The sequence below is a fragment of the Roseburia yibonii genome (genome assembly GCF_014297335.1).
Lineage (GTDB): Bacteria > Bacillota > Clostridia > Lachnospirales > Lachnospiraceae > Roseburia_D > Roseburia_D yibonii.
Map to the genome: position 1 here is coordinate 296,182 of NZ_JACOQH010000002.1, position 24,421 is coordinate 320,602.

Sequence of the window (24,421 nt, forward strand, 5' to 3'; positions counted from 1 at the left end):
AAATTCTATTTCTATTCTGCGGAACGGTTGTTGAATTCATCCTCACTGCCGTAAAAATGTACTCTGTCCGCATCTTCGTTTAACACGACACATACCCAGGTCTTTCCCTGATTGACTTTGATCTCATTTCCATCCGCGTCAAAATATCTTGTCGGAGATGTAAGGGAATCCTTGCTCCATGTAATGTCAATGGCTTTTCCATTCGTTACATACTGTCCGGTTCCGCCGGAGTAGCAGTCGATGTTTAAGTATTTATCGTCAAACTGTGTACCGCTTCCGGTATACATGGTATAATTTACGCCCTGTAAGATGATATTATTGTATGCAAGCTGATCTCCGGTCACTGCGTCTTTTTCTTCGCTTCCGAACGCATAACGATAGTATAAACCATCTGACGGATTATATACAAACCACGGTTTATCGATCCGGTATCCAGGCTCTACGACAACTGCGTCATATCCGTTATCCAGAGAAACCGTTTCGTCATCGTTCGCGAAGTTGTAATGCTCACCGAATCCGTCTGCCATTGTCGTGCTGTAACCCTTATACGCGATCGCAGCGTCAATACCGTCCGCGCTCACATAAGCATTATGCGGAGCGTTCATATCGCTGGTACGGTAAAACGCGAGATTTTCTACCTGGCCCTCAAGTGCGTCGAGGTCATCGATCTTTTCGAGGATGTCAAACGCGAAGATACATTCTCCAAAATGTGCATAGATCGCGTCGTATTCAGAAGCAAAATCAACATAATACGGTCTGCAGCTTCTTACATTTCCGATACGGTCCATTCCGGAATAATCCTGGAAAAGTGCCATATATCTGGTAATGGAACCTTCTACCGGACACTCGTATACAATGTCTGCGTTTTCAATACCGTAATGAGGCCATGCTTCGCGGGTGTTTTCGATCATAAGTGCGAGCGGTCTCTTTGCTGCGGCATCTGCAGAGATCCATTCTCCGGTCAGATTATTCCGCGCCATTCCTTCCGGCGATACTGCTTCTGCTTCTGTCTCCGGTTCTGCGTCAGATTCTGCGTTTGTTTCCGCCGCCACTGTCTCTGTGGTCTCCTGCGGCTTCGCCTCTGACTTGCCACACCCCGAAAGAACTGTACAGCCAAGCGCTGCCAAAAGAACTGCGTTTACATATTTTTTCATTCTGTACCTCCTGTTATCTTAAAATGTTTAGTTCCTTTAAGATCTGTTTTTGTTTATTTTCCATGAATGCCGCTTCCTCCGGTTCCATGTGGTCGTAACCGAATAAATGCAGCATACTATGTACGATTAAAAAAGCAAATTCCCTCATCTCCGAATGGCCGTAAGCCTCGGCCTGTTCTTTTACCTTGTCCACCGAAATGATGATATCTCCAAGCATCACTTCTCCGGTATCCGGATTAAAGTTATCATCGCAGTCTTCCACTGCGTCAAAATTTCCTGCCTCTTCATAGGAAAGCAGCGGAAATGACAAAACATCCGTCGGCCGGTCGATCTGCCGGTATTCCCGGTTGATCCTGTGGATCGCTTCATTGTCTACCAAAAGCAGATTTACTTCCGCCTCGAACGGAAAATTTTCATGATCTGTCGTAAATGTAATGACCCGCCTTGCCAGTTCCTCATAATCAAACGGAAAATCGACTTCCGTTTCTGTCTCTACTGTGATCGTCAAAACAGATTTTCTCCTTTCACAAAAAATTCCCGGATCTTCAAAAACTGATTCATGGTAAGTCCGGATGCGTCATAAATTCCGGTCGCGGAAGTCTCATTCATCGTCTGATAGATGACCACTTCATAATTCCATGTGCTTGAAACCGTATTCTTGTCCAGGATCTCAAATCTGGTCACCAGCGCCTCTACCATATGTACCAGTGCGGATTCTTTGGTGCTTGGCAAAGCATCTTCCCCGTTATACTCCGCAAGGATATCTACCACCTCCCGCGGGAAACAGCTACTCTGCGCGATCAGCACGCCATTTTCCACATACGGGGGTTCTCCCTCGATCTTTCCAAGCCGGTAATAAAATCCCGCAGCCTTCGCGACTGCTGGATCAGCGCCAATGGATGGTGCGCAGCGTTCACACAGATTCGAAACTTTCTTTGCATGCTCGTAATCCGCTTTTGAATATTTGCGTATCTCCGCAAGCAGCGGATAATCCTCTTCCATGATCGCCGCAAGACTCCTGGTCTTTCCGTTTTGTGCATACTTTTTTATTTTACCAAATAACAGCAAAATAAGCAAATCCGTAATGAGTCCGCCTGCGGCGGCATAAAGGATCGTATTCCGGTCAAAGGTATAATCTGCCAGATAATGGAAAAGCGCCGCGGTCACGACCTCCATACACGGCAGGATCACCAGGATTCCGATCCGGTTCTTTTCCTGTTTTAAAAGCTCCGTAAACAGGCAGCCCGCCAGGGAAAGAAATACATACGCGCACAGCTCATAGAAATTCGCATGTACCGTAATGCACAAAAGAATGTTCAGACAGATACTAACGGCAAGTGCCGGGAGCTGTGCCGAAACCACTCCGAGAAAAACAGAAACCAGAACGACCGGTGCGGTATATTCCGGCAGAAAAGAAAAGCCGTAGGTCAGGATACAGAACACGATATAGACATTTCTTATCAGGGTATAATCCACCGCGCGGTTTCCCGCGATGCTTCCGTCCGCTCTTGCGTGTATCAGGCTGAGCACAAAAAGTAAAAAGAACAGGACACTTAAAAATATACCGGTAATGATCTGGTCTGCGGCAAATCCGAACGTCACAGGCAATGCCGCGGCCAGTCCTGCGGTTGCCGCAAGCATCAACATGATGTTTTTCACTCGTTTTTCAGAAAATTTTCGTTCTTCCATTTACCTTGTTCCCTGTGTTTTTCTTTTCGCGGCAGCAGTCTTTTTGTCATCGCCGGATTTCTTTTCGTACGCGTCATATGCCTGAACGATCTTTTGTACCAGCGGATGCCGTACCACGTCATTGCTGGTGAGTTTGCAGATCGCGATCTCGTCCACTTTGCGCAGGACACGCAGCGCGACATCAAGCCCGGACTTGGTTCCCGGCGCAAGATCCTTTTGTGTGGCATCTCCGGTGATGACTACCTTCGAGCCGAAACCGATACGCGTCAGAAACATTTTCATCTGCGCGGGCGTTGTATTCTGCGCCTCATCGAGGATGATAAACGCGTTGTCTAACGTGCGTCCGCGCATGTAGGCAAGCGGTGCCACTTCGATCAGGCCTTTTTCCATGTTCCGCTGGAAGCTTTCCGCTCCCATGATCTGATAGAGCGCATCATACAGCGGACGCAGATACGGATCGATCTTGCTCTGGAGATCGCCCGGCAGGAATCCCAGCTTTTCACCCGCTTCGATCGCCGGTCTCGTCAGAATGATCCTTCCTACTTCTTCGTTCTTAAACGCGGTGATCGCCATCGCCATCGCAAGGTATGTTTTTCCGGTTCCCGCAGGCCCGATGCCAAATACGATCATCTTATCCCGGATCTCTTTTACATAGTTCTGCTGCCCCAGCGTCTTTGGTTTGACCGGTTTGCCGGCTATAGTGTGACAGATGATCTCCTTGTCGATCTCTAAAACGGCATCCTCCTCACTGGTCTCGCAAAGGGACAGGATATAGTCCACATTCTGTTCGGTAATCTCATTTCCCCGTCTGGAAAGCTCGATCAGTTTTGAGAAAACATTTGCGGCGCTCTTGATGTTTGCGTCCTCTCCAAGAAATTTCATGGTTCCATCCCGGATCACGATCGTTACATTTAACGCCCGCTCAATTTTTTTGATATAAGAATCAAACTGTCCAAACACATTTGCCATATGTTCTACTGGTACATTAAGTGTCATTTCTGTCAGACTCATTGTGTGTTAATCCCTTCGTCTGCCGGTATTTCAGGCGCAGGTACCGCAAGCACCTCGGTCGGCGCGTACGTTCCGATCTTTTCTTTCACGGTTATATTCCCGCTTGCCCGGCAATTTTTTTCATCTATTTCTATCATAACATTTTTTTGTATGATTTGAACATCTTTTTCTCTTAATTTTTCCAAATATGTCAAAAGATGTGACGCCGCAAGTTCTTTTGCTTCCGATTCTTTATAAATCCCATCTTCCGGCACATATTCCCGATATTCATTTGTCTCAAAATAAAACGGCAGATAAAAATCGGAACAGATATGTATCTGGTATTCCGAGGTATATTTTTCCGCATGTTCATATCCGTGTGACAAGGAAGGAATGAAAAGATAATAGCCGAACGCGCTGATGGCGTACTGCTTTTTGACATTTCCGGTCGGAACTTTCTTTTCGTACGCCAGCGGGAAGCTGTCCTCATACGGATAGGTTGTGACGCCTGTGATGTCCGCATCCGAAACGCAGTACTGATAGTTTGTCACCTCGCCGCCGTCTCCTAAGATCTCAAGCCTGCCGAGGATTAGGACATCTCCCTTTTTGACCTGCGTTCCCGCCGTGATCTGCGGCGCGCCCTGTCTCGTGATCACCGTATCGATCACCGCGTCTTTCTCTGCGATGATATCATACGCTTTTCCGTCGTTCGGGCGTTCTCTCTCTTTATTCTTTATATTTTCCTGCAGATCGATGGTCATTTTGGTTCCGCTTATTTTTACCGAAGTCCAGATCACGTCATCAAATGCCATACGAAAGCTTTCCTCAAGCTTTTCCGCATCGATTTTCTTTTTGGGCGTACCAAAAGAAAGATCCTGCTCTTTTAAATAGGCAAGAACGGTTTCATCCGTGATATAGGAATTTCCGTTGATCTCGATATTCCAGATAAACTGTGACAAAAGAATGAGGATCAAAAAGAAAAGCAGTATCCCGCCAAAAAACAGTTTCCGCCTGCGGTAACGGTGCAGCCAGAACGGAAAACCAAAACGTTTTTTTACCACCAGTTTTGTCCGTGTCTTTTTCGCGATCGGCCGCAGTGTCCGGAATGCCTGCACACTGATATAAAACTCGTAGTCGTCTCCGTCCCGTTCCAGATTCCATATGACAATGTCGCGGTTTCCGCACAGGTTCAAAAAGCGCTCCGGCGCGTATCCGCTCAATCTTACACAGACAAAACCACGAAAGAACTTGATGATCGATAATAACAAAATAGCCCCCTATGGTTCATACGTTATTTGTTCTAAAAATCCTGTTATTTTCATCTCATCATTCGTGTAATAGACAATCTTTAAATTTTTTCCGCTGAGAAACAGTCTGCAGGTCTTGGTCTGAAGCCGTATGGATTCCCTCGTGTATTCCAGAATCCCTTTGTAATTTTCCACGATGATCTCTTCCTGTCCGGTCACCGTTAAGATGACCGAGCCAAAGAAAAGATCCCGTGGCAGTTCAAGCGTCTCCACAAGCTGTCTTCCCACCGGATGCCGTTTTAATTTTCCCATATCATACTATATGACAGATACGCACATCCTATTCGGTAATAATTTTCCGGATCATCTGACGCTTCTCCGGCGCAATCTCTCCATAGCGGTAAGCATCCTCTACCAGTTTTTTTGCATCGGCTCCCCGCGTTTTGTCATTCGCGTAAATTTCCGCGATCACATCTCCGCGTGAAACCGGGGCTCCGATCTTTTTCTTTAAACAAATACCAACCGAAAGATCGATCGCGCTTTCTTTAGTCTCTCTTCCGCCGCCTAAGGTCATGCAGGCAACGCCGATCTGTTCTGCCAGGATATCCGTGACAAATCCGTCTGCGGCAGCTTTGGCCTCTATTTTCTCTGAGGCGACCGGAAGCCTTCCCGGTATCATGACATCCTCCGGATCACCACCCTGCGCTTTGACAAATTCGGCAAATTTATGCAGCGCGCTTCCGGATGTGATCGTTTGCTTTAAGAGTTTCACCGCATGGGCGCGATCCTCTGTGACACCCGCAAATAAAAGCATCTGCGCGCCAAGCGCGTAGGTCACCTCCATAAGGTCATCCGGTCCTTCTCCGCGAAGCGCCTGCAATGCCTCGATCACTTCCAGGGAATTTCCAACGGCATTTCCGAGCGGCTGTTCCATGTCCGTGATGATCGCAGCCGTCTTTTTTCCTGCCATATTTCCGATCTTTACCATCGTCTCCGCCAGTGCGGCTGCATCCGCTTCCTGTTTCATGAATGCCCCGTTTCCGGTCTTTACGTCAAGCACGATCGCATCGCTGCCGGATGCCAGCTTTTTGCTCATGATACTGCTTGCGATCAAAGATCTCTGTGCCACGGTCGCGGTCACATCACGGAGTGCGTAAAGCTTTTTATCCGCCGGCGCCAGATTTGCTGTCTGACCGGCAATGGCGATCCCGATGCGGTTGACATTTTCCATGAATTTTTCTTCCGGGAGCGCGGTACAAAAGCCCGGAAAGCATTCCAGCTTATCGATCGTCCCTCCGGTATGTCCGAGCCCGCGGCCGGACATTTTTGCTACCGGAACACCGAGCGCCGCCACCATCGGCGTCAGGACAAGCGATGTCTTATCCCCGACCCCTCCGGTGCTGTGTTTGTCCACTTTTACTCCCTTTATCCCGCTAAGATCCAGCGTGTCGCCGCTGTCTTTCATGGCAAGGGTGAGCTCTAAGGTTTCTGTTTCATCCATTCCGGAAAAACAGATCGCCATAAGCATGGCAGACATCTGATAATCCGGGATATTCCCGCAGGTAAATCCCTGCACCATAAAGCGGATCTCCTCCGCCGAAAGTGCTCCGCCGTTTTTCTTCTTATCGATCAGATCATACATCCGCATATGCTAGTCCTCATAATCCAGACATGCGCGTTCCGTCACATACGGTCTCACATAAGTGTCCGCTACCTTCACATGCTCCGGGTGCTTTGCGTAGATTGCGATATCTCCCGCCTTTTCATACGTTGTCACAAGCGCCATATCATGCGTGCTGGACGGGATCGGTTCCTCAACAAATTCCGCTGTCAGAAGTCCCGGAACTTTTCCGACCAGACTCTTTAAGTTCTTCGCCATGTCCTGCTTTAACTGCGCCTTCTGTTCCTCTTTGATCTCTTCTTTAAATTTCCACATAACAATATGATGTACCATATTTAAAAATCCTCCTGTTTCTTTTTCTTTCCTGTATACAGGCATAGTTTTATTATAGCACATTTATTTATTCAAAAAAGCAGTCATTTATGATACGGTTCGTGATTTAAAATGCGATAGCTGCGGTAGATCTGTTCCAGTAAAATGATCCGCATCAGCTGGTGCGGAAATGTCATTTTGGAAAAACTGAGTTTATAGTCCGCCAGACGCTGTACCTCCCTGCAAAGTCCGAGCGACCCGCCGATCACAAATACGATATGGCTCTTTCCGGAAACCCCGAGTTTTTCGATTTTTTCCGAAAGTTCCACGGAATCCAGCATTTTTCCGTCGATCGCCAGAATGATCCGGTACGCGTCTGTTTCCGTTAAATATTTCACGATCCGTTCATCCTCTTTTTGCCGGATCTGTTCTTCCTGTACCTCGCTGGCATGATCCGGTGTCTTTTCATCCGCACTCTCAATGATCTCTATTTTGCAGTAGCGGCTCAGTCTTTTTTTATATTCCTCAATCGCCTCTACATAAAACTTTTCTTTTATTTTTCCGACAACAAGCAGTGTGATCTTCATAATCCCTCCAGAATTCAAATCATCCATGCGCATCCGCGCACGTCTGTTTTAAGTATATCATGCCCGCCCCTTCTTGTCATCCGCCGCGAAATCCCGTATAATGATGTACAAAACAAAAATAAGTGAGGTAACGATTTATGTGGTGTCCCAAATGTAAAACAGAATATATTGACGGCATAACCAAATGTGCGGACTGCGGCGTTGATCTTGTGGAAGAGCTTCCAGCCACATCCTACGATGACCTTTCCGGTGAAACCAGAGAAAAACTCTCGCACATCAAAGCCGTAGAGGAAAGCAAAAGCACGTTAAACCCAAAAGAAGGCAGTACACGGTATATCGACAAGCGAAGCCAGTATGAAGAGATGAAATCTTCTGCCTACACCTTTCTTTTTGTCGGGGTACTCGGCATTCTTGCCATGATACTGATCGCGCTCGACATCATTCCATTACATATGGCTGCCTATATGCGTGTGATCATGGCGATCGTAATGGGTGGTCTTTTTCTCTTCTTTTTATTTATCGGTGTGCAGTCCTTCCGGAAAATGAAGGGGCTTTCCGGCGAGGCAGACAGCGAGGAAACGCTGACGAACGAAATTCTCACCTCCTTTCTCGACGGCCATACGGCGGCTTCCATCGACGCTTCCATTTCCGACGCCGGAGCAATGGAAAATGAGCAGCTGTATTTTTACCGCTACGAACAGATCAAGCGTATCCTGTCCGAAGATCATCCCGGTCTTGCCGAGGATTATATGGAGGATCTGATTGAAAAAATCTATACCAGTTTATTTCCTGACATGATATAATGAATATAAGCAATGCACAGTGCATCTGTGATCTTCCAGACTGCGCTGCCTGTTTGACTACAAACCATATGAGGTGATTAGAGTGAAATTATTAGAAGAAAAAATTCTCGCTGAGGGAAAAGCCGTAAACGAAAATATTTTAAAGGTAGACAGTTTTATCAACCATCAGGTAGATCCCATGCTGATGGAACAGCTTGGCGCAGAACTTGCATCCCATTTTAAAGACAGTGGTGTTACCAAGGTGGTAACGATCGAAAGCTCCGGAATTGCGCCGGCACTTATGACTGCCAAGGCACTGGGCGTTCCGATGATCATTTTAAAAAAGGAGCCATCCAAAGTTTTAAACGAAAACCTGTTTCAGACCGTCGTAACTTCCTACACCAAAGGTACCAGCTACGAACTGACGTTATCCCAGGATTTTATCAGTGAAGCTGACCATGTCCTGATCATTGATGACTTCCTTGCAAACGGCGAAGCCGCTACCGGCGCGATCCGCCTGCTCCACAAGGCAAATGCGACCATCGCAGGTCTCGGTGTCCTGATCGAAAAATCCTTCCAGCCCGGCCGTCAGAAACTGGAAGCCCAGGGAATCGACGTTTACGCGCTCGCGCGCATTGCCAGACTTGAGAAGGATCTCATCGAGTTCTATTGATTTACGTTATAGATATAATTTTGTCTTACCGGACTGCTGATCTTTCCGTTCGGACTGACTGTGAACACTTCAAGGACATTGTTTCCAGGCGCCATCGGAATCGGTTCGATATACATGGTACATCGTGAAGTCACTTCACTCCGTCCCCAGGAAGAATCGTCTTCCGCGTTATTCCAGATATAATATGCATTACATCCGGCAGGAACCTGGATCGTGATCATCTGGCCTTCCCCTTCATAGGTACCGCCTTCCGGCAGCAGTGTCGGACGGTCCGGTGCCGTGTAGGTGATCGTATACTCTGCGGTCACCACGTCACTGGAAAATCCCTTCTCATTTTCGCATACCGCCTGTATCTCATAATCCCCTTCTTCTTTTAAAACGATCGGTTCACTGTAGAGTTTTCCGTACTTTTCCGGAGATGTTCCATCCATGGTATAATAGATCTTTGCCTGATCCTCTGCCGTGATTGAGACTTTTATGCTCTCTTCGTAATTCCCGGACTTTTTCCCGAACTTCGGTTCCGACACCAGATAATCTGAAAACAGCGAGCGGACACTGTCGCTGTCCGCGGTCTGATACAGTGCCATGATCGCATCATAATCCGAATCCTCTTCATACAATCCGATCAGCTCCTTGTACGCTTTCTTATTCGAGTCATCTGTCGCTATGATCCCCTCTAATACGGTGATCGCCCTGCTTTTCTGATCCATGGAAAGATAGATATCCGCAATCTCGAATTTTACATCTAAATTATCCGGCTCCATTTCCTCTGCCCTGATAAAATAGTCTAACGCCTGCGCATGATCTCCGGTCGCTTCCGCCGCAAGTCCCTGATTATACTGATAAGTAAACGAATGTTTGTTATTATATGACATAAGCGCAAACATGACGATCAGTGCAACTGCTGCTCCCGTAGATGAAATTCCAACGATCAGTGCCAGCCGGCTTTTCTTCTTCTGCTGTTTTCCATTGTGTTCATTATGTTCCCCGTGTGCCACATGTTCCACGCGTACCGGTTTTGGCTGTCGTTTCACGCGCTCACGCTCTGCGGACGCGTCCTCCGGTTTTGCTTTTTTTCGGCTTTCCTGATCCAGGATATCCGCCAGTAATTCTTCTTCCAGTACATTATAATCCGGAACGATCTGTACTTCATGACCACATACCGAACAATACAGACAGCCTTCTTTGATTTCAGCTCCACATTTTGCACATTTCATATTCAGGCATCCTTCTTTTTATATCGTATAACGCATAGTTTCTACACAGTTGTTCATAAGCATTGCGATCGTCATCGGGCCGACGCCTCCCGGAACCGGCGTGATCGCAGACGCAAGCGGTTCTACCTCATCAAATTTCACGTCTCCGGAAAGTTTGTTGTTTTCATCCCGGTGGATTCCGACATCAATGACTACCGCGCCCTCTTTTACATAATCTGCGGTAATAAACTGATTTTTTCCGATCGCGACAATTAAGATATCCGCCTGTTTGCAGATCTCTTTTAAGTTTGTGGTATGGGAATGGGTAACGGTGACCGTTGCGTTTTCCCGTAACATCAGAAGCGCCATCGGCTTTCCTACGATATTACTTCTGCCAACTACCACACAGTGCTTTCCATCGATCTCAATATCGTTTCTTTTAAGCAGCTCGATGATCCCTGCCGGTGTGCAGGAAACAAATCCTTTTTGTCCGATCACAAGCGCACCCACATTCTGCGGATGGAAACCATCGACGTCCTTTGCCGGGTCAATGGCACGGATCACTTTGTCTTCATCCATATGTTTCGGCAGTGGAAGCTGTACTAAAATACCGCTCACTTCCTTTTTCGCATTGAGTTCCGCAATCAGATCTAACAGCTCTGCCTCTGTTGTCTCCTCCGGAAGCTCATAGTTTAAAGATCCTATTCCAATATATTCGCAGGCGCGTTTTTTATTCCGCACATAAACGCTGGACGCAGGATCATTCCCCACCTGGATCACTGCAAGCGCCGCTTCTTTTCCTTTCTCTTTCCATTCCGCGACCTCGCGCTTCAACTCGTCTTTGATCTCTGCCGAGATCCTCTTTCCATCAATTAACTTTGCCATTCCTTTTCCTCCCTTATAAACATTCCTCTATGTAATTCGCCAGTTCTTCTTCCGTCATCAGCACTTTACGCGGTTTGGTTCCCTCCTCAGGTCCCACAATTCCCGCTTCTTCCAGCTGATCCATAATGCGTGCCGCACGGTTAAAGCCGACTTTAAAATAACGCTGTAACATTCCGATTGATCCCTTTTCCTTATCTACCAGAAGTTTTGCAGCATCCACAAAATAACTGTCTCTGTCATCCGATGGCATACCGGAATCAATGGTGCCGGTCGGATTCTCACTTGCGGAATTCATCTTTTCTTCAATGCTGGTGTCATACGCACCACCCGCCCCATTATTTTCCGTCAAAAACGAAACAACATCGGAAACCTCACGATCCGACACAAACGCGCCCTGCGCACGGATCGGCTTTGGATACCCCTGCGGATAAAACAGCATATCGCCTTTTCCAAGCAGTTTTTCCGCCCCGTTCATATCCAAGATCGTTCTGGAATCCACCCCGGAAGTCACCGAGAACGCAATACGCGAAGGCATGTTCGCCTTGATCAGACCGGTAATGACATTGACCGACGGACGCTGTGTCGCAATGACCAGATGGATACCAGCCGCACGCGCAAGCTGTGCCAGACGGCAGATCGCGTCCTCCACATCACCCGGCGCAACCATCATAAGATCCGCAAGCTCGTCCACGATGATCACGATCTGCGGCATCTTCTGCGGCTTGGTCTCATCCTCGATATCGGAAATTCCTTCCACCTTCTGATTGTAGCCTTTGATGTCACGCACATTGTACTGCGCAAATTTCTGATAACGCTCGGTCATTTCCGTAACCGCCCAGTGTAACGCCCCGGCAGCTTTTTTCGGATCTGTGACGACGGGGATCAGCAGGTGCGGAATGCCATTGTAGACACTCAGCTCTACCACCTTCGGATCGATCATGATCAGTTTGACATCATCCGGGTGCGCTTTGTACAAAATACTCATAATGATCGTGTTGATACAAACCGATTTACCGGAACCGGTCGCACCGGCGATCAGAAGATGCGGCATCTTCGCAATATCCGTGACGATGACTTTTCCACCGATGTCCTTACCCGCCGCAAACGCGATCGCTGATTTATTCTCTACAAATTCCTGAGATTCGATCAGCTCCCGGAACATAACCGGAACGCTCTTTTTGTTCGGAACCTCGATACCGATCGCCGCTTTTCCAGGGATCGGCGCCTCGATACGGATATCCGCCGCCGCCAGGTTTAACTTGATGTCATCGGAAAGGTTTACGATCTTACTTACCTTCACGCCCATCTCCGGCTGAAGTTCATATCTGGTAACGGTTGGCCCACAGCTTACATTTGTGATTGTTACATTGACGCCGAAATTTTTAAGCGTCTGCTGTAACTTCATCGCTGTTTCCTGCAAATATGCTTTGGAATCTCCCGAAGCATTCTTGTCGCCGTATTTTAACAGTGATACCGGCGGAAATACATACTTTTTCTCGACCGGTTTCGCCTGGATCTCCTGCTCGATCTTTTCTATATTCTCGTTGATCTCTTCCGCGGACTGTTTCGGATTTTTGTGCTCAACGGATGCAGCTGGTTCTTCCGCATAAACAGGCTCCGGCTCCGCTTTTATCTGTTCCGGCACAAAAGGCTCCTGCGGCATCTCTTCCTCCGGAAATGCATCGGCAAATTCCGGGCGGATCTCCTGCATAAAATCACTGTCAGGAACCGGATCTTCCAATCTTTCCTCTGCCGGTTCTTCATATGAGATCGTCATATGCGAAAAGACATCTTCTGCCGGCGCTACAGCATCCGCTTCCGCTCTCCGGATCAGTTCCTGCATCTGATCGCTTTCCGCTTTCTGTGCCGATACCAGTGGGATACGCTCCTCTTCTTTTACCTCCGGGAAATCCGGATAATCATCCATGCGGATCTCATTTACTTCATCGGAGACAGCTGCCGCCTTTTTCGGAAGCACTCTGGTATCCACGGCAACACCGACCGCCTTTTTATCCATACGGCGTGCCTTTTCCTCTCTCCGTTCTTTTTGTTCTTCCCGTCTCCGCTCATGCAGTTCGCGGCGTCTTGCCGCATCTTCTCTCGCACTGTCATATATAACCTGTCCGCTTTTTTTCATCGGAGACAGCAGCGATTTTTCCGTGAGCAGGACAAAACTTATGATCAAAACCGCGATGTCTGCCACATATGTACCGATCAGTCCGATGTTCGGGCAGAGCAATGCCTCTAACAGGCCTCCGATAAATCCGCCGCCGGACTTATTGGCTCTCGCGTAAACAAACGCTGCCTTTGCTGAATATACATCCTCCCTGTCCAGAACCAGCTGGAAAAAAAGGCACAAAAAGACAGCAAGCATAATGCCCGAAAAGAACTTAATGCCTGCAATCTGGTTTTTCTTATTTGAAATAAGAAACGCTGTCCCCACAAACAGCAGAATAGGGACAATATAGGACAACAGCCCGAACACTCCGAAAAAGAAGTCACTGACCATGCCGCCTACCACGCCGCCAAAGCCGAGGTTGCTCACGAACAAAATGATTGCGACCGCGAGTGCGATCCATAAAATGACTTCATTTCGAAACGCTTCCTGCTGTTTCTTTTTACTCCTGTTATTCCTGCGTCCGGGACTCTTCCGCTTTGTTGATCTTTTTCCGGTTCCCGATGCCATATCTTATCTGCCTCCAATTATTTTCGTGATTATTTTTTATGCCATATAGAAATAGGTTCCAACCGAGATCGCCCCGATGATGAAACAGTAGATCGCAAATGCGGTAAATTTCTTTTCGCGAACGACAAGAAGCATCATCTTAATACAGATAAAGCCTACGACACCCGCTACCACCATGCCTACCAGATAATTCACCATATCCGCAGATGTGATGAGCGACAGGTCAATGTCCTTTAATTCAAAGACCAGGGAGCCTAAAATGGCCGGTATGGATAAAATAAAGGAAAATTTCACTGCGAATTTACGGTTAAAACCGCTGACAAGACACGCCGTGATCGTAGTTCCGGAACGGGAAAGTCCCGGCAGCGTCGCAATTCCCTGACAGATCCCGACAATAAACGCGTTGGAATAAGTCACCGTCTTCGGGGTCTTGCTGCCTCCTTTGGTATGATCCGCAATCAAAAGCAGTATACCTGTGATGATCAGACAGATTCCCGGTACGATCAACAGTTCCGATGCCATTTCAACGAAATCCGAATTCACGATCCCGATGATTCCGGTCGGTATCGTAGCCACAATGATGAGAAGATCCATTTTCCGATAACCATTCGACACCAGTCGGATATAAGCATCCTTTTCCTTCCCGAAATGATTCTTGAAAAAGATCCCAACATTGCAGAAGAAATCCCGCAGCATCAAAAAGAATTCTGCGATCATCCGCCACAGATCCTTAAAATATACAATGAACACCGCGACCAGTGTACCGATATGCAGCAGCACGTCAAACAACATTCCCGGTTCTTCTATATGAAATAACGCCTTAAAGATCGCAAGATGACCGGAACTGCTGACCGGAAGGAACTCCGTCACTCCCTGAATGATTCCCATTAAAATCGATTCCAATAACGACATATTGAAAGCCTCCTCTTATCCGTATTTCCATTATTTTTATCTATTGAATTTCCGCATATTTTTTTCCATACTAATCTATATTAGCATATTTCCAAAAATTTGTCATCAGCTCCTTTTCTTAAAACTTTCTTTATCTTCCACCAGTTCATGCAGCTTGAAAAACGCCTCTTTGATGCCGCCGACCGCATTGATCAGCCCCTCTTCCACCGCGCGTTCCCCGATCAGTATCGTGCCGAGATCCTTGGTGAGCATACCGGTGTTCATCATCATTTCTTCAAGCCTTTCCTCTTTCGCCCGGCTGTGTGACGCGATAAAATGCAGAATGCGGTCCTGCATCTGTTTAAAATAATCGTAGGTCGGCTGCGCTCCGATCACCGTCCCGCTCATTCGCACCGGATGAATGACCATTGTTCCGGATGGAACAATAAAGGAATAGTCGGTTGAAACCGCAAGCGGCACTCCGATCGAATGACTGCCGCCAAGCACCAGCGACACGGTCGGTTTGCTGAGGGAAGCGATCATCTCCGCGATCGCGAGACCGGATTCCACATCTCCGCCGACGGTATTCAAAATGATGAGTACGCCCTCGATCCGCCTGGAATCCTCGATCTCCGCAAGCTTTGGCAGCACATGCTCATACTTGGTCGTTTTCGCGTTCGAGGAAAGGCTCTCATGTCCCTCAATCTCTCCGATGATCGAAAGCAGGTATAAAATATGGTCTTCCTGGTTATTCGTAAGCTCCAGCTGACCGCTTTCCTTTATTTTTTCCTCTTTTGCCGCCTCCTCCTTAAGCCTTTCTTCCGGTGTGGTTTTTGTCTTTTCCGTTTTCGTTGTTCTGTGACAGCTCTGATCGTCCATGAAAATTTCCTCCTGCTATTTTAATTTTTCCCGCTTCCAATCCGCAGCCGTCAAATGGATACCCATGCAGGCGCGGTTCCATTTCTCCCACTGTCATGATAAATAAAAAAAGACCAGAAGCATGATACTTCTAGTCTTTTCCATTTTTTCTAAAATTATACGACAGACTAACGGTTGATCAGATAATCGTAGATCTCTTCGTAGCGTCCTCTCGAGCGGTTCCAGGAATAGTCATTTGCCATTCCGCGGTCCACCATCTGGTTCCATTGTTTTTTCTTGTCAAAATAGATATGTTTGGAGTAATTGATGATGTTAAGCATTTCCTCGCCGTTGTAATTGCGGAAGGAAAATCCGTCTCCACTGTTTTCATACTCATTGTATGCCCTTACGGTATCCCGCAGGCCGCCGGTTTCGCGGACGATCGGAACGGTTCCATAGCGGAACGAGATCAGTTGTGTCAGTCCGCACGGCTCAAAACGCGAAGGCATGAGGAACGCGTCTGCCGCCGCATACAGCTTATGCGCAAGGTCATCGGAATAACAGATATTCGCGGAAATGCGGTCTCCATATTTCCATGCGTAGGAACGAAACATGTTTTCATACTGCGGATCTCCGGTTCCGATCACTACGAACTGTGTAAATTCGTCCGTAACCCGATCCATGACATAACGGATCAGATCTAATCCCTTCTGATCGGTCAGTCTTGAGATCAGTCCGATCATATATTTCTTCTTGTCCACGGTAAGTCCGAGTTCCTGCTGCAGTTTCGTCTTATTCTGCCATTTCTTCTTCCGGAAATCCGATGCATCATAGTTGACATAGAGCTTTCCGTCCGTGCGCGGATTGTAAACGTCATAATCGATTCCGTTTACAATTCCCTGCATATCCAGTCTGCGCGCGTAAAGAAGACCGTTTAATCCCTCTCCGTACTCCGGAGACTGAATCTCTATCGCATAGGAATCACTCACTGTGGTGATATAATCCGCGTAAACCAGACCGCCTTTTAACATATTTCCGTTCTTTTTGTATTCCAGTTTGTCCGGTGTGAAAAGATCTTTCGGGAAACCGGTGCAGCCTTCTAATGTCTCAATATCCCACACGCCCTGGAATTTCAGGTTGTGAATGGTAAGGATCGACTTCATGCTCCAGAAAAACGGATCACCCATAAACTCGTTTTTCAGGAAAACCGGGATCAGTCCGGTCTGCCAGTCATGGCAGTGTACGATATCCGGCTGAAAGCCGATCAGCGGAAGCATGGAAAGCACTGCTTTGTCAAAGAAGCAGAATTTCTCGATATCGTAACGGATATCTCCGTAAGGAACCTGGCAGTTAAAATATTCTTCGTTATCGATGAAATAATAAGTGATCCCATCCAGCTCATATTCCAGCACTCCGACATATTTGTCCCGGATATAGGATCCACAGCTCATATAAAAATGTGTCACATACGAAAACTGGCTGCGGAAGTCCCATGGGATACAGGTATAATTCGGGATTACCACCCGGATATCCCATTCCTTTTTGTCAAATGTTTTCGGCAGTGCTCCGCAGACATCTGCCAGCCCCCCTGTTTTGATAAATGGCACACACTCTGATGCGGCAAATAATATTTTTTTCATAGAACGCTTCCCCCTTTATCTTGTTATACCGTTTCCATTGCCTGGCTTAAATCCGCAATGATATCATCCGCGTTTTCGATTCCGACGGAAAGACGGATCAGATCCGGTTCGATTCCCGCTTCTTTTAACTGTTCGTCTGTCATCTGACGGTGAGTATGGCTCGCCGGATTTAACACGCAGGTTCTTGCGTCCGCCACATGCGTCACGATCGCAACCAGTTTCAAATGATCCATAAAACGAACCGCTACTTCTCTGCCGCCCTTTAAACCAAAAGAAATAACTCCGCAGGTTCCGTTCGGCATATATTTCTGCGCAAGCGTATGGTATTTGTTATCTTCTAACCCTGCATAATTTACCCACGCAACTTTCTCATGCGCGTTTAAAAACTCCGCAACTCTTGTCGCGTTCTCGCAGTGTCTCGGCACACGCAGATGCAGTGTCTCCAGACCCACATTTAAGAGGAACGCATTCATCGGAGACGGGATCGATCCGAGGTCACGCATCAGCTGGGCGGTTGCCTTTGTTATGTACGCTTTCTTTCCGAATTTTTCCGCATAAACGATGCCGTGATAGGATTCATCCGGCGTCGTAAGTCCCGGGAATTTGTCTTTGTGCGCCATCCAGTCAAAATTTCCGCTGTCAACGATACAGCCGCCCACAGTCATTGCATGTCCGTCCATATACTTTGTCGTGGAATGTGTTACGATATCCGCGCCCCAGGTAAACGGGCGGCAGTTGATCGGAGTTGCGAACGTATTGTCAACGATCAGCGGAACGCCATGCTCATGCGCGAGCCGCGCGAATTTTTCGATATCAAGTACAACCAGTGACGGATTCGAGATCGTTTCCGCAAATACCGCTTTGGTGTTCGGCCGAAATGCCTCACACAGCGTCTCATACGGATCATCCGGATTGACAAAGGTACATTCAATCCCCTGTTTTTTTAACGTCGTGCCATACAGATTGAACGTGCCTCCGTAAACAGAATTGGAGACAACGATATGATCTCCCGCCTCACAGATATTAAAGATCGCGTAATAATTGGCTGCCTGTCCGGAAGATGTCAGCATTGCGGCAACGCCGCCCTCAAGTTCCGCGATCTTTTCAGCGACCGCATCGTTGGTCGGATTCTGCAGTCTTGTGTAAAAATATCCTTCCTCTTCCAGATCAAACAGTCTGCCCATCTGATCACTGGTATCATATTTAAACGTTGTACTCTGATAGATTGGAAGGATCCGCGGCTCCCCCTTCTTTGGCTTCCAGCCTGACTGGATACATTTTGTCTCAATACTGTAATTGTCTCCCATTTTCTTCTCCTTTGGTCACATGAAATATTTTTCCTGCAGATCATATACCATATTCGTATACAGATCCATACATTCCTTCTTTTTTCCATGCTCAATATATGCAATACATGGTTTTAAGTATGTCTGCCAGATATCCTGATAGATCACCGCGCAGTCTTCTCTCCGGTTGATCCTTTTCACGATCGTCGGTGCGATATCATAATAGCGGCGGATCAGTTCTTTTCCATTTTTCTGTCTGCTCAGATAATCATCCCGGTAATTCCGCAGCAGGTTTAACTCATAGCACTCGTCCGTCTTGCCAAGGCTCTTACAGACTGCCGTTGTAATATAACAGTAGCGCTGCCGGAATCCGGCATTGATCTCCTCAAAGGTCGCAGGCTTTAAATCGGTCTGCGGGAACTGCTCTTTCCACGCCAGGATCATATGATCCACAAACTGCGTTCCACTCTGCGGCATCAGATCAAGTGCCGCCGGGAAATAATAGGTTACGAGCACCATATTGTAATCCATCAGACGGTTTTGGCGAAACCGTTCTTTGGCAAGCGCGCGCAGCTCCTCCGCCACTTTCTCTGCGATCATTTCCGCCATCTGTGAAAGCTTTCGCGTTCCGCCGTCTTCGCCGGATAATACGCTTTGCTCCAGATCTTTAAAACAGACTCCGTGTTCTTTTTCAAACTGACGGAACTGTGCCTCGTAAGTGTTCTTTTTAAAATTTTTTATCGGATCTTCCACGGCATGCAGTGCATCCATAAAGCCGGTAATTGTTTCATCCATGTATGAAAAGCCTCCAGAAGATAAACAATATCTGTTTTATCCCCCTAAAATAAATAAAGTGTGCGCTTACCGCACACTTTCGCGCGCGAGCGGTATGTTCAACATAAACTTCATCTCCGCGAGCTGCGCATCCCCGCTGAGCGTTTTTGAATCATAGGAAGGAATTTCCTATGATTCAAGAAAGCACCCGTATCAGGAATCTATCCCGATACCGGGTGCGGGTACTTTTTATTCATCCCAGTTATGATATACTTCCTGAACATCATCATCTTCATCCAGAAGATCAAGGATTCTCTGAATATTGGTAAGATCTTTTTCATCGGAAAGTTCCACATAGGTCTGTGGCAGCATCGTAACCTCTGCATTTGCCATTGGAATATTCTCTTTTTCCAGTGTCTCGCGTACCTGGCTGAATGCATCCGGCGCAGTGAGGATCTCGTAATCCTCGTCCTCTTCGTTAAAATCATCTGCTCCGGCATCCAGTGCGAGCATCATAAGATCATCCGCGTCCATATCGCATTCTTCTTTGGCGATGATGATCTGCCCTTTCTCATCGAACATATAGGAAACGCAGCCCTGTGTACCAATGCTTCCCTGACCCTTGGTAAATGCGTTTCTTACATTCGCTGCTGTACGGTTTTTATTGTCCGTCAGTGCTTTTACGATAATTGCCGTACCGCTCGGTCCATAACCTTCGTATGTAACTGTCTCGTAGTTTACGGCATCCGCACTTCCCGCTGCCTTTTTGATTCCTCTGTCAATGGTATCATTCGGCATATTGTTTGCTTTTGCCTTTGCGATGACATCACGCAGTTTGCTGTTATTCGCCGGATCCGATCCGCCTTCTTTTACCGCGATCGCGATCTCCCTTCCAATTATGGTAAAGATTTTTCCTTTTGCCGCATCATTTTTCTCTTTCTTATGTTTGATATTGGCAAACTTGGAATGTCCTGACATATATAATTCCTCTTTTCTAATAATTTATTCCTGTATTATACTATTCTATCATCTTTTCGTTCTGCTGACAAGAAGTATCCGTATCCGCCTCTGCATCCGGCAGGCGGCGCACTTTTACAGATTTTATCATCTTATCTTCCACCTGTTTTACCTCAAACTCATATCCGCCGTATTTCACGCCAAATACCTCATCATCCCCGGGGATCTTGTCGATCAGTGAAATGAGAAATCCGTTTAAGGTATCGTAATCATCGGTATCCAGTTCCAGACCCAGTGTTTCCGCCACATCTTCAAGCGGCGCCATGCCGTTCATAAGATAAGTGCCATCCGCCTGTTTTTCGATCATGATATCTTCTTCATCATGTTCATCCAGGATATTTCCGACGATCTCCTCTAAAATATCCTCCATTGCCACAATACCTGCCGTCTGTCCGTATTCGTCCACGACAACAACCATATGGTTTTTCGCCGACTGCATTTCACGGAACAGCGCATTAATGTTTCGCGTCTCCGGGATAAAATGCACCTCGCGCACCAGTCCTTTGATCTCCGAGATCGGTGTGTGGTACAGCGAAGCATTCAGGCTGAAAGCAAGCGCTTCTTTGATATGTAAGATACCGACAATATTGTCAATGCTCTCCTGATATACCGGGCACCGGGAAAAGCGGCTTTCCACGATAAAATGAATGGCATCTTCCAGTGTTGCCTTATCATCCAGTGCCGCAATGTTTTTCCGGTGCGTCATGATATCCTTTGCTTCTTTTTCATCAAACTCAAAGATGTTATGGATCATCTCGGCTTCGCTTTCCAAAAGCACGCCCTGCTCATGGCCTTCATTGACCATGGAAATGATCTCTTCCTCTGTCACATCTTCTTTCTGCACAAACGGGAGTCTGTGCCACATTTCTTTTAAAAATTTTACTATACGACCGATTATTCCCAAATGGGGATTCGCGCCATCGTCCATCTCCTGTACTCCTTTATCAATTTTGTATACAAACATCTGAAATATACCATTTTATGGCATATAAGTCAAGGAATCTATGTATAAAGCTCCAGACTGATCTCCAGTGCCTTATCCACTTTAAATAAAATTTCGTTGTCCAGATGACATACTTTATCCTTCAGCCGCCGCTTGTCGATCGTGCGAAGCTGTTCCAGCAAAACCACGGAATCTTTGACGATCTCACATTTATGGCAGTCCAGCTCCACATGCGTTGGCAGCTTCGCCTTGTGCATCTGCGATGTGATCGCAGCACAGATCACGGTCGGGCTGTGCTTATTTCCCATATCATTCTGGACGATCAGAACCGGTCTTATCCCGCCCTGTTCCGAACCGACCACCGGTCTTAAATCTGCGTAATAGATATCTCCACGTCGAATCATTATTTTCATCACTCCATAATATCAGGTTATACTAGCAGTATTTCCAATTTTATCGAGCGTATACAGATTCTTGTGTGTTTTTATTTATTCTTCAAAATAATCCTTCTGCGCCAGGATCTTTCCATCCTTATAAAATACGCGCGGAATACGTTTGCCAAGGCAGCAAGCGAACTCATAATTAAAACGTCCCGAAAGATCTCCGAGTTCCTCCAGGGTGATCTCATCCGTTCCGTCTGTTCCGACCAGAGTGACTTCATCCCCCGCCTGAATCTGCGGGATATCCGTCACATCCACCATAAACTGATCCATACAGACTCTGCCGCAGATCTTTGCTCTCTGTCCGTGGATCAGCACCTCTCCCTTATTGGAAAGTCCTCTGGCATATCCGTCCCCGTAGCCAACCGGGATCGTTGCGATCACGCGCTCCGCTTTTGTCGTGTAGATCCCGCCGTAGCTGATCTCGCGTCCCGCTTCCAGCTTTTTGATGAACGCGACATGGCTCTTTAAGGAGAGAACCGGCTGCAGATCAATGCGTTCTTTTTCCACCTCATCGGACGGCCAGAGTCCGTAGAGCGTAATGCCCGCGCGCACGATATCCATATTCGCTTCCGGCATATCTACGATACCTGCGCTGTTTGAACAGTGATGGTAGGAAAAGGTAACGCCCTCTTTTTTGCACAGCTCGATCATACGGTTGAACTCATCCATCTGGTGATGTGCGGAGGTCTTATCCCGCTCATCCGCTCTTGCGAAATGCGTAAAGATCCCCTCCATTATCATATGCGGCATTGCCGCGATCTTTGCAACGGTCTTTGCGCTTTCTTCGTTTACCTGCAAACCGATCCGGCTCATGCCGGTATCCGCCTTGATGTGTACATAGACGTCTTTGCCAAGCCGCCCGGCAACGTCCGATAATTCCTGTGCCATTTCAAGCGTAAATACCGCCGGACGCAGATCATTTTTCACGATGTCCTCATATTCCTCCGGGAAAGTATATCCTAAGATCAGAATCGGCTTTTTGATCCCGTGATTGCGCAGGATCAGTGCCTCTTCCACGGTTGCCGTACAATAACCGAACAGATAATCAAGGGATTCTATTTCTTTTGCGATCGGAACCGCGCCATGTCCGTAGCCGTCCGTCTTGATCACGGCAAATATCTTAGTATCTTCTTTCAATAACGCGTGCATGGCTTCCATATTGTGGTGGATCGCATCCAGATCAATTTTTGCATATACTCTGCTATACATTTTCACTTTTCTCATCCTCGATTTCATTTCTTATATTTCGAATTTTTTCATTACTTTTTTGATTCCTGCCGGCAGATCACCCGCCATCAGGCCGTGATACCCGGTCTTTTTTGCCATGATATCCCCTGCAAGCCCGTGGATACAGACACCAAGCGGTGCCGCCGATTCCGGCTGTATCCCCTGTGCCGTAAGCCCGGCGATCAGTCCGCAGAGCACATCCCCGCTTCCCGCCGTCGCCATGCCATGGTTCCCGGTCAGATTTAAATATGTCTTTCCATAGGGAATGGCACATACCGTCCTCGCGTCCTTTAACACGCATATGACATTGTACGCGCGCGCAAATTCCTCCGCCTGCGCGATCAGGTTATCTTTGACATACGATACCGACGCGCAGGCAAGCCTTGCCATTTCGCCCGGATGCGGTGTCACGATAAGCTCGGTGTGTGGTCTTAACAGGACATTGATATCTTCCGAAAGGATGTTTAAGGCATCCGCATCCATAACGATCGGGACGGCAGCCACCTCAAGCACGGTCTTTACCATTTCCCGTGCCACGGTATCTGTCCCGATCCCGGGGCCGATCGCAACCACATCTGCCCATTTCACAGACGTTATCAGTTCATTCCGGTCAAGCTTCTTTCCCGCATAGGTGGAAAGGATTGCCTCCGGGACTTTGGTAAGCAGTGCCGTGCGGTTTTCCTCCGCGGTAACTACTTTGACCAGTCCGCAGCCCGACGCATACGCCGCCGCAGACGCGAAGACCGCCGCTCCTCCCATATCCGAGGATCCTGCAATCAGAAGCACCTTTCCATAACTTCCTTTATTGGATCTGTTTTCGCGTTTCGGAAGATTCTTTAAATCCTCTTTTTCCAGTGCGAAATAAGAGGGCTTTTTCTCTAACCAGCTCTTTTTTGTGATCCCGATATCACATACAAAAAGCTTTCCGGTATAGTCTGCTCCCGGATATAACAGCTGCCCTAACTTTTTAAACGCGAATGTGACCGTCATATCCGCTTTCACGGCGCAGCCAAGTACCGCTCCATTGTCCGCAGAGATCCCGGACGCAATGTCCACCGCGACAACCGGCACATTTTTTTCATTTATCTTCCGGATCAGATCTGCCGTCTTTCCCTCGATCTGTCTCGAAAGCCCGATCCCGAAGATTGCGTCAACGATCAGTGTATCCGCAGCTTCTTCCCATTCCGTCAGTATCGGGACTCCATAGTTTTCTGCTATGGCAAGCTGGTTTTTCATGCCATCCGAATATGCGTGTGACGCGTCTGCAAGCAGGATACGCGTCGAAACGCCCTGTTCATACAGAATGCGCGCAACGGCTACTCCGTCGCCGCCATTATTTCCGGTCCCGCATACCACAAGCACCTGTGTCGTGTCATACCCCTGCTGTCTGATCTTTTTCACAACCGCAAGCGCCGCCCGCTCCATCAGCACGTCAGATGACATCTTATAAAATTCAATCGTATTTTTGTCGCAGTTTTTCATTTCCCGCGCGTTTACAAGGTATTCCATCCTGTCACCTC

The 24,421-nt window shown here is 47.5% G+C and carries 24 protein-coding genes; 2 read left to right on the top strand and 22 right to left on the bottom strand.

The features are described from left to right. Positions 1 to 11: 11 nt before the first annotated feature. The 9 genes from H8Z76_RS04270 to rlmH all read right to left on the bottom strand — a co-directional run bounded on the left by H8Z76_RS04270 (position 12) and on the right by rlmH (position 7,600). On the bottom strand, positions 12 to 1,154 hold the full coding sequence (locus tag H8Z76_RS04270; RefSeq protein WP_186981745.1) for a DUF3048 domain-containing protein: 1,143 nt from the start codon (positions 1,152 to 1,154) through the stop codon (positions 12 to 14). Positions 1,155 to 1,167: 13 nt separating this feature from the next. Then, positions 1,168 to 1,662, bottom strand: a complete 495-nt coding sequence (gene ybeY / locus H8Z76_RS04275) for an rRNA maturation RNase YbeY (protein WP_022515964.1) — start codon at positions 1,660 to 1,662, stop codon at positions 1,168 to 1,170. Next, positions 1,659 to 2,843: a hypothetical protein gene (locus H8Z76_RS04280; protein WP_186981746.1), complete on the bottom strand. Its 1,185-nt coding sequence runs from the start codon at positions 2,841 to 2,843 to the stop codon at positions 1,659 to 1,661. The genes ybeY and H8Z76_RS04280 overlap by 4 nt, the downstream gene beginning before the upstream one ends. Then, the gene (locus H8Z76_RS04285) at positions 2,844 to 3,854 is read right to left on the bottom strand and encodes a PhoH family protein (RefSeq protein ID WP_022515961.1); all 1,011 of its coding nucleotides are present in this window, start codon (positions 3,852 to 3,854) and stop codon (positions 2,844 to 2,846) included. Beyond that, entirely contained in the window at positions 3,851 to 5,101 is a 1,251-nt protein-coding gene (gene yqfD / locus H8Z76_RS04290; protein ID WP_186981747.1) for a sporulation protein YqfD, read from the bottom strand. The genes H8Z76_RS04285 and yqfD overlap by 4 nt, the downstream gene beginning before the upstream one ends. A gap of 9 nt (positions 5,102 to 5,110) precedes the next feature. Further along, positions 5,111 to 5,392 (bottom strand): YabP/YqfC family sporulation protein, encoded by a 282-nt coding sequence (locus tag H8Z76_RS04295; RefSeq protein ID WP_022515959.1) that lies wholly within the window; start codon positions 5,390 to 5,392, stop codon positions 5,111 to 5,113. 28 nt (positions 5,393 to 5,420) lie between these two features. Beyond that, positions 5,421 to 6,728 (bottom strand): pyrimidine-nucleoside phosphorylase, encoded by a 1,308-nt coding sequence (locus tag H8Z76_RS04300; protein WP_186981748.1) that lies wholly within the window; start codon positions 6,726 to 6,728, stop codon positions 5,421 to 5,423. Between the two features lie 3 nt (positions 6,729 to 6,731). Beyond that, positions 6,732 to 7,034 (bottom strand): Dabb family protein, encoded by a 303-nt coding sequence (locus tag H8Z76_RS04305; RefSeq protein WP_186981749.1) that lies wholly within the window; start codon positions 7,032 to 7,034, stop codon positions 6,732 to 6,734. 83 nt (positions 7,035 to 7,117) lie between these two features. After that, the gene (gene rlmH / locus H8Z76_RS04310) at positions 7,118 to 7,600 is read right to left on the bottom strand and encodes a 23S rRNA (pseudouridine(1915)-N(3))-methyltransferase RlmH (protein ID WP_022514465.1); all 483 of its coding nucleotides are present in this window, start codon (positions 7,598 to 7,600) and stop codon (positions 7,118 to 7,120) included. A 137-nt stretch (positions 7,601 to 7,737) separates the two neighbouring features. On the opposite strand from rlmH, the gene H8Z76_RS04315 reads away from it, so the two are divergent. Both H8Z76_RS04315 and H8Z76_RS04320 read left to right on the top strand, forming a co-directional pair. Then, a complete protein-coding gene (locus H8Z76_RS04315) occupies positions 7,738 to 8,403 on the top strand; it encodes a hypothetical protein (protein ID WP_186981750.1) in 666 nt (221 codons plus the stop codon). An 82-nt stretch (positions 8,404 to 8,485) separates the two neighbouring features. Continuing rightward, on the top strand, positions 8,486 to 9,055 hold the full coding sequence (locus tag H8Z76_RS04320; protein ID WP_022514467.1) for a xanthine phosphoribosyltransferase: 570 nt from the start codon (positions 8,486 to 8,488) through the stop codon (positions 9,053 to 9,055). Here H8Z76_RS04320 and H8Z76_RS04325 read toward each other — a convergent pair. The 13 genes from H8Z76_RS04325 to H8Z76_RS04385 all read right to left on the bottom strand — a co-directional run bounded on the left by H8Z76_RS04325 (position 9,049) and on the right by H8Z76_RS04385 (position 24,410). Then, positions 9,049 to 10,272 (bottom strand): chitobiase/beta-hexosaminidase C-terminal domain-containing protein, encoded by a 1,224-nt coding sequence (locus H8Z76_RS04325; RefSeq protein ID WP_186981751.1) that lies wholly within the window; start codon positions 10,270 to 10,272, stop codon positions 9,049 to 9,051. The two genes, H8Z76_RS04320 and H8Z76_RS04325, sit on opposite strands and share 7 nt — an antisense overlap. Before the next feature lie 18 nt (positions 10,273 to 10,290). Further along, a complete protein-coding gene (folD, locus tag H8Z76_RS04330; RefSeq protein WP_186981752.1) occupies positions 10,291 to 11,136 on the bottom strand; it encodes a bifunctional methylenetetrahydrofolate dehydrogenase/methenyltetrahydrofolate cyclohydrolase FolD in 846 nt (281 codons plus the stop codon). A gap of 13 nt (positions 11,137 to 11,149) precedes the next feature. Then, complete coding sequence (locus tag H8Z76_RS04335; protein WP_186981753.1) at positions 11,150 to 13,822, bottom strand: FtsK/SpoIIIE family DNA translocase; 2,673 nt, start codon at positions 13,820 to 13,822, stop codon at positions 11,150 to 11,152. Positions 13,823 to 13,858: 36 nt separating this feature from the next. Then, on the bottom strand, positions 13,859 to 14,734 hold the full coding sequence (locus H8Z76_RS04340; RefSeq protein ID WP_186981754.1) for an undecaprenyl-diphosphate phosphatase: 876 nt from the start codon (positions 14,732 to 14,734) through the stop codon (positions 13,859 to 13,861). 105 nt (positions 14,735 to 14,839) lie between these two features. Next, complete coding sequence (locus H8Z76_RS04345; RefSeq protein ID WP_186981755.1) at positions 14,840 to 15,592, bottom strand: ClpP family protease; 753 nt, start codon at positions 15,590 to 15,592, stop codon at positions 14,840 to 14,842. 167 nt (positions 15,593 to 15,759) lie between these two features. Then, a complete protein-coding gene (gene glgA, locus H8Z76_RS04350; RefSeq protein WP_186981756.1) occupies positions 15,760 to 17,211 on the bottom strand; it encodes a glycogen synthase GlgA in 1,452 nt (483 codons plus the stop codon). A 23-nt stretch (positions 17,212 to 17,234) separates the two neighbouring features. Further along, on the bottom strand, positions 17,235 to 18,518 hold the full coding sequence (locus H8Z76_RS04355) for an O-acetylhomoserine aminocarboxypropyltransferase/cysteine synthase family protein (RefSeq protein WP_186981757.1): 1,284 nt from the start codon (positions 18,516 to 18,518) through the stop codon (positions 17,235 to 17,237). A 15-nt stretch (positions 18,519 to 18,533) separates the two neighbouring features. Continuing rightward, positions 18,534 to 19,292: a CFI-box-CTERM domain-containing protein gene (locus H8Z76_RS04360; RefSeq protein ID WP_186981758.1), complete on the bottom strand. Its 759-nt coding sequence runs from the start codon at positions 19,290 to 19,292 to the stop codon at positions 18,534 to 18,536. A 228-nt stretch (positions 19,293 to 19,520) separates the two neighbouring features. Then, positions 19,521 to 20,249, bottom strand: a complete 729-nt coding sequence (locus H8Z76_RS04365) for a YebC/PmpR family DNA-binding transcriptional regulator (protein WP_147618038.1) — start codon at positions 20,247 to 20,249, stop codon at positions 19,521 to 19,523. Between the two features lie 40 nt (positions 20,250 to 20,289). Then, positions 20,290 to 21,216, bottom strand: a complete 927-nt coding sequence (locus H8Z76_RS04370) for a hemolysin family protein (RefSeq protein WP_022516304.1) — start codon at positions 21,214 to 21,216, stop codon at positions 20,290 to 20,292. Between the two features lie 74 nt (positions 21,217 to 21,290). Beyond that, positions 21,291 to 21,638: a type II toxin-antitoxin system PemK/MazF family toxin gene (locus H8Z76_RS04375; RefSeq protein WP_147618181.1), complete on the bottom strand. Its 348-nt coding sequence runs from the start codon at positions 21,636 to 21,638 to the stop codon at positions 21,291 to 21,293. Positions 21,639 to 21,719: 81 nt separating this feature from the next. Continuing rightward, positions 21,720 to 22,889 (bottom strand): alanine racemase, encoded by a 1,170-nt coding sequence (alr, locus tag H8Z76_RS04380; RefSeq protein ID WP_186981759.1) that lies wholly within the window; start codon positions 22,887 to 22,889, stop codon positions 21,720 to 21,722. Between the two features lie 24 nt (positions 22,890 to 22,913). Next, a complete protein-coding gene (locus H8Z76_RS04385; protein WP_186981760.1) occupies positions 22,914 to 24,410 on the bottom strand; it encodes an NAD(P)H-hydrate dehydratase in 1,497 nt (498 codons plus the stop codon). Positions 24,411 to 24,421 lie beyond the last annotated feature (11 nt).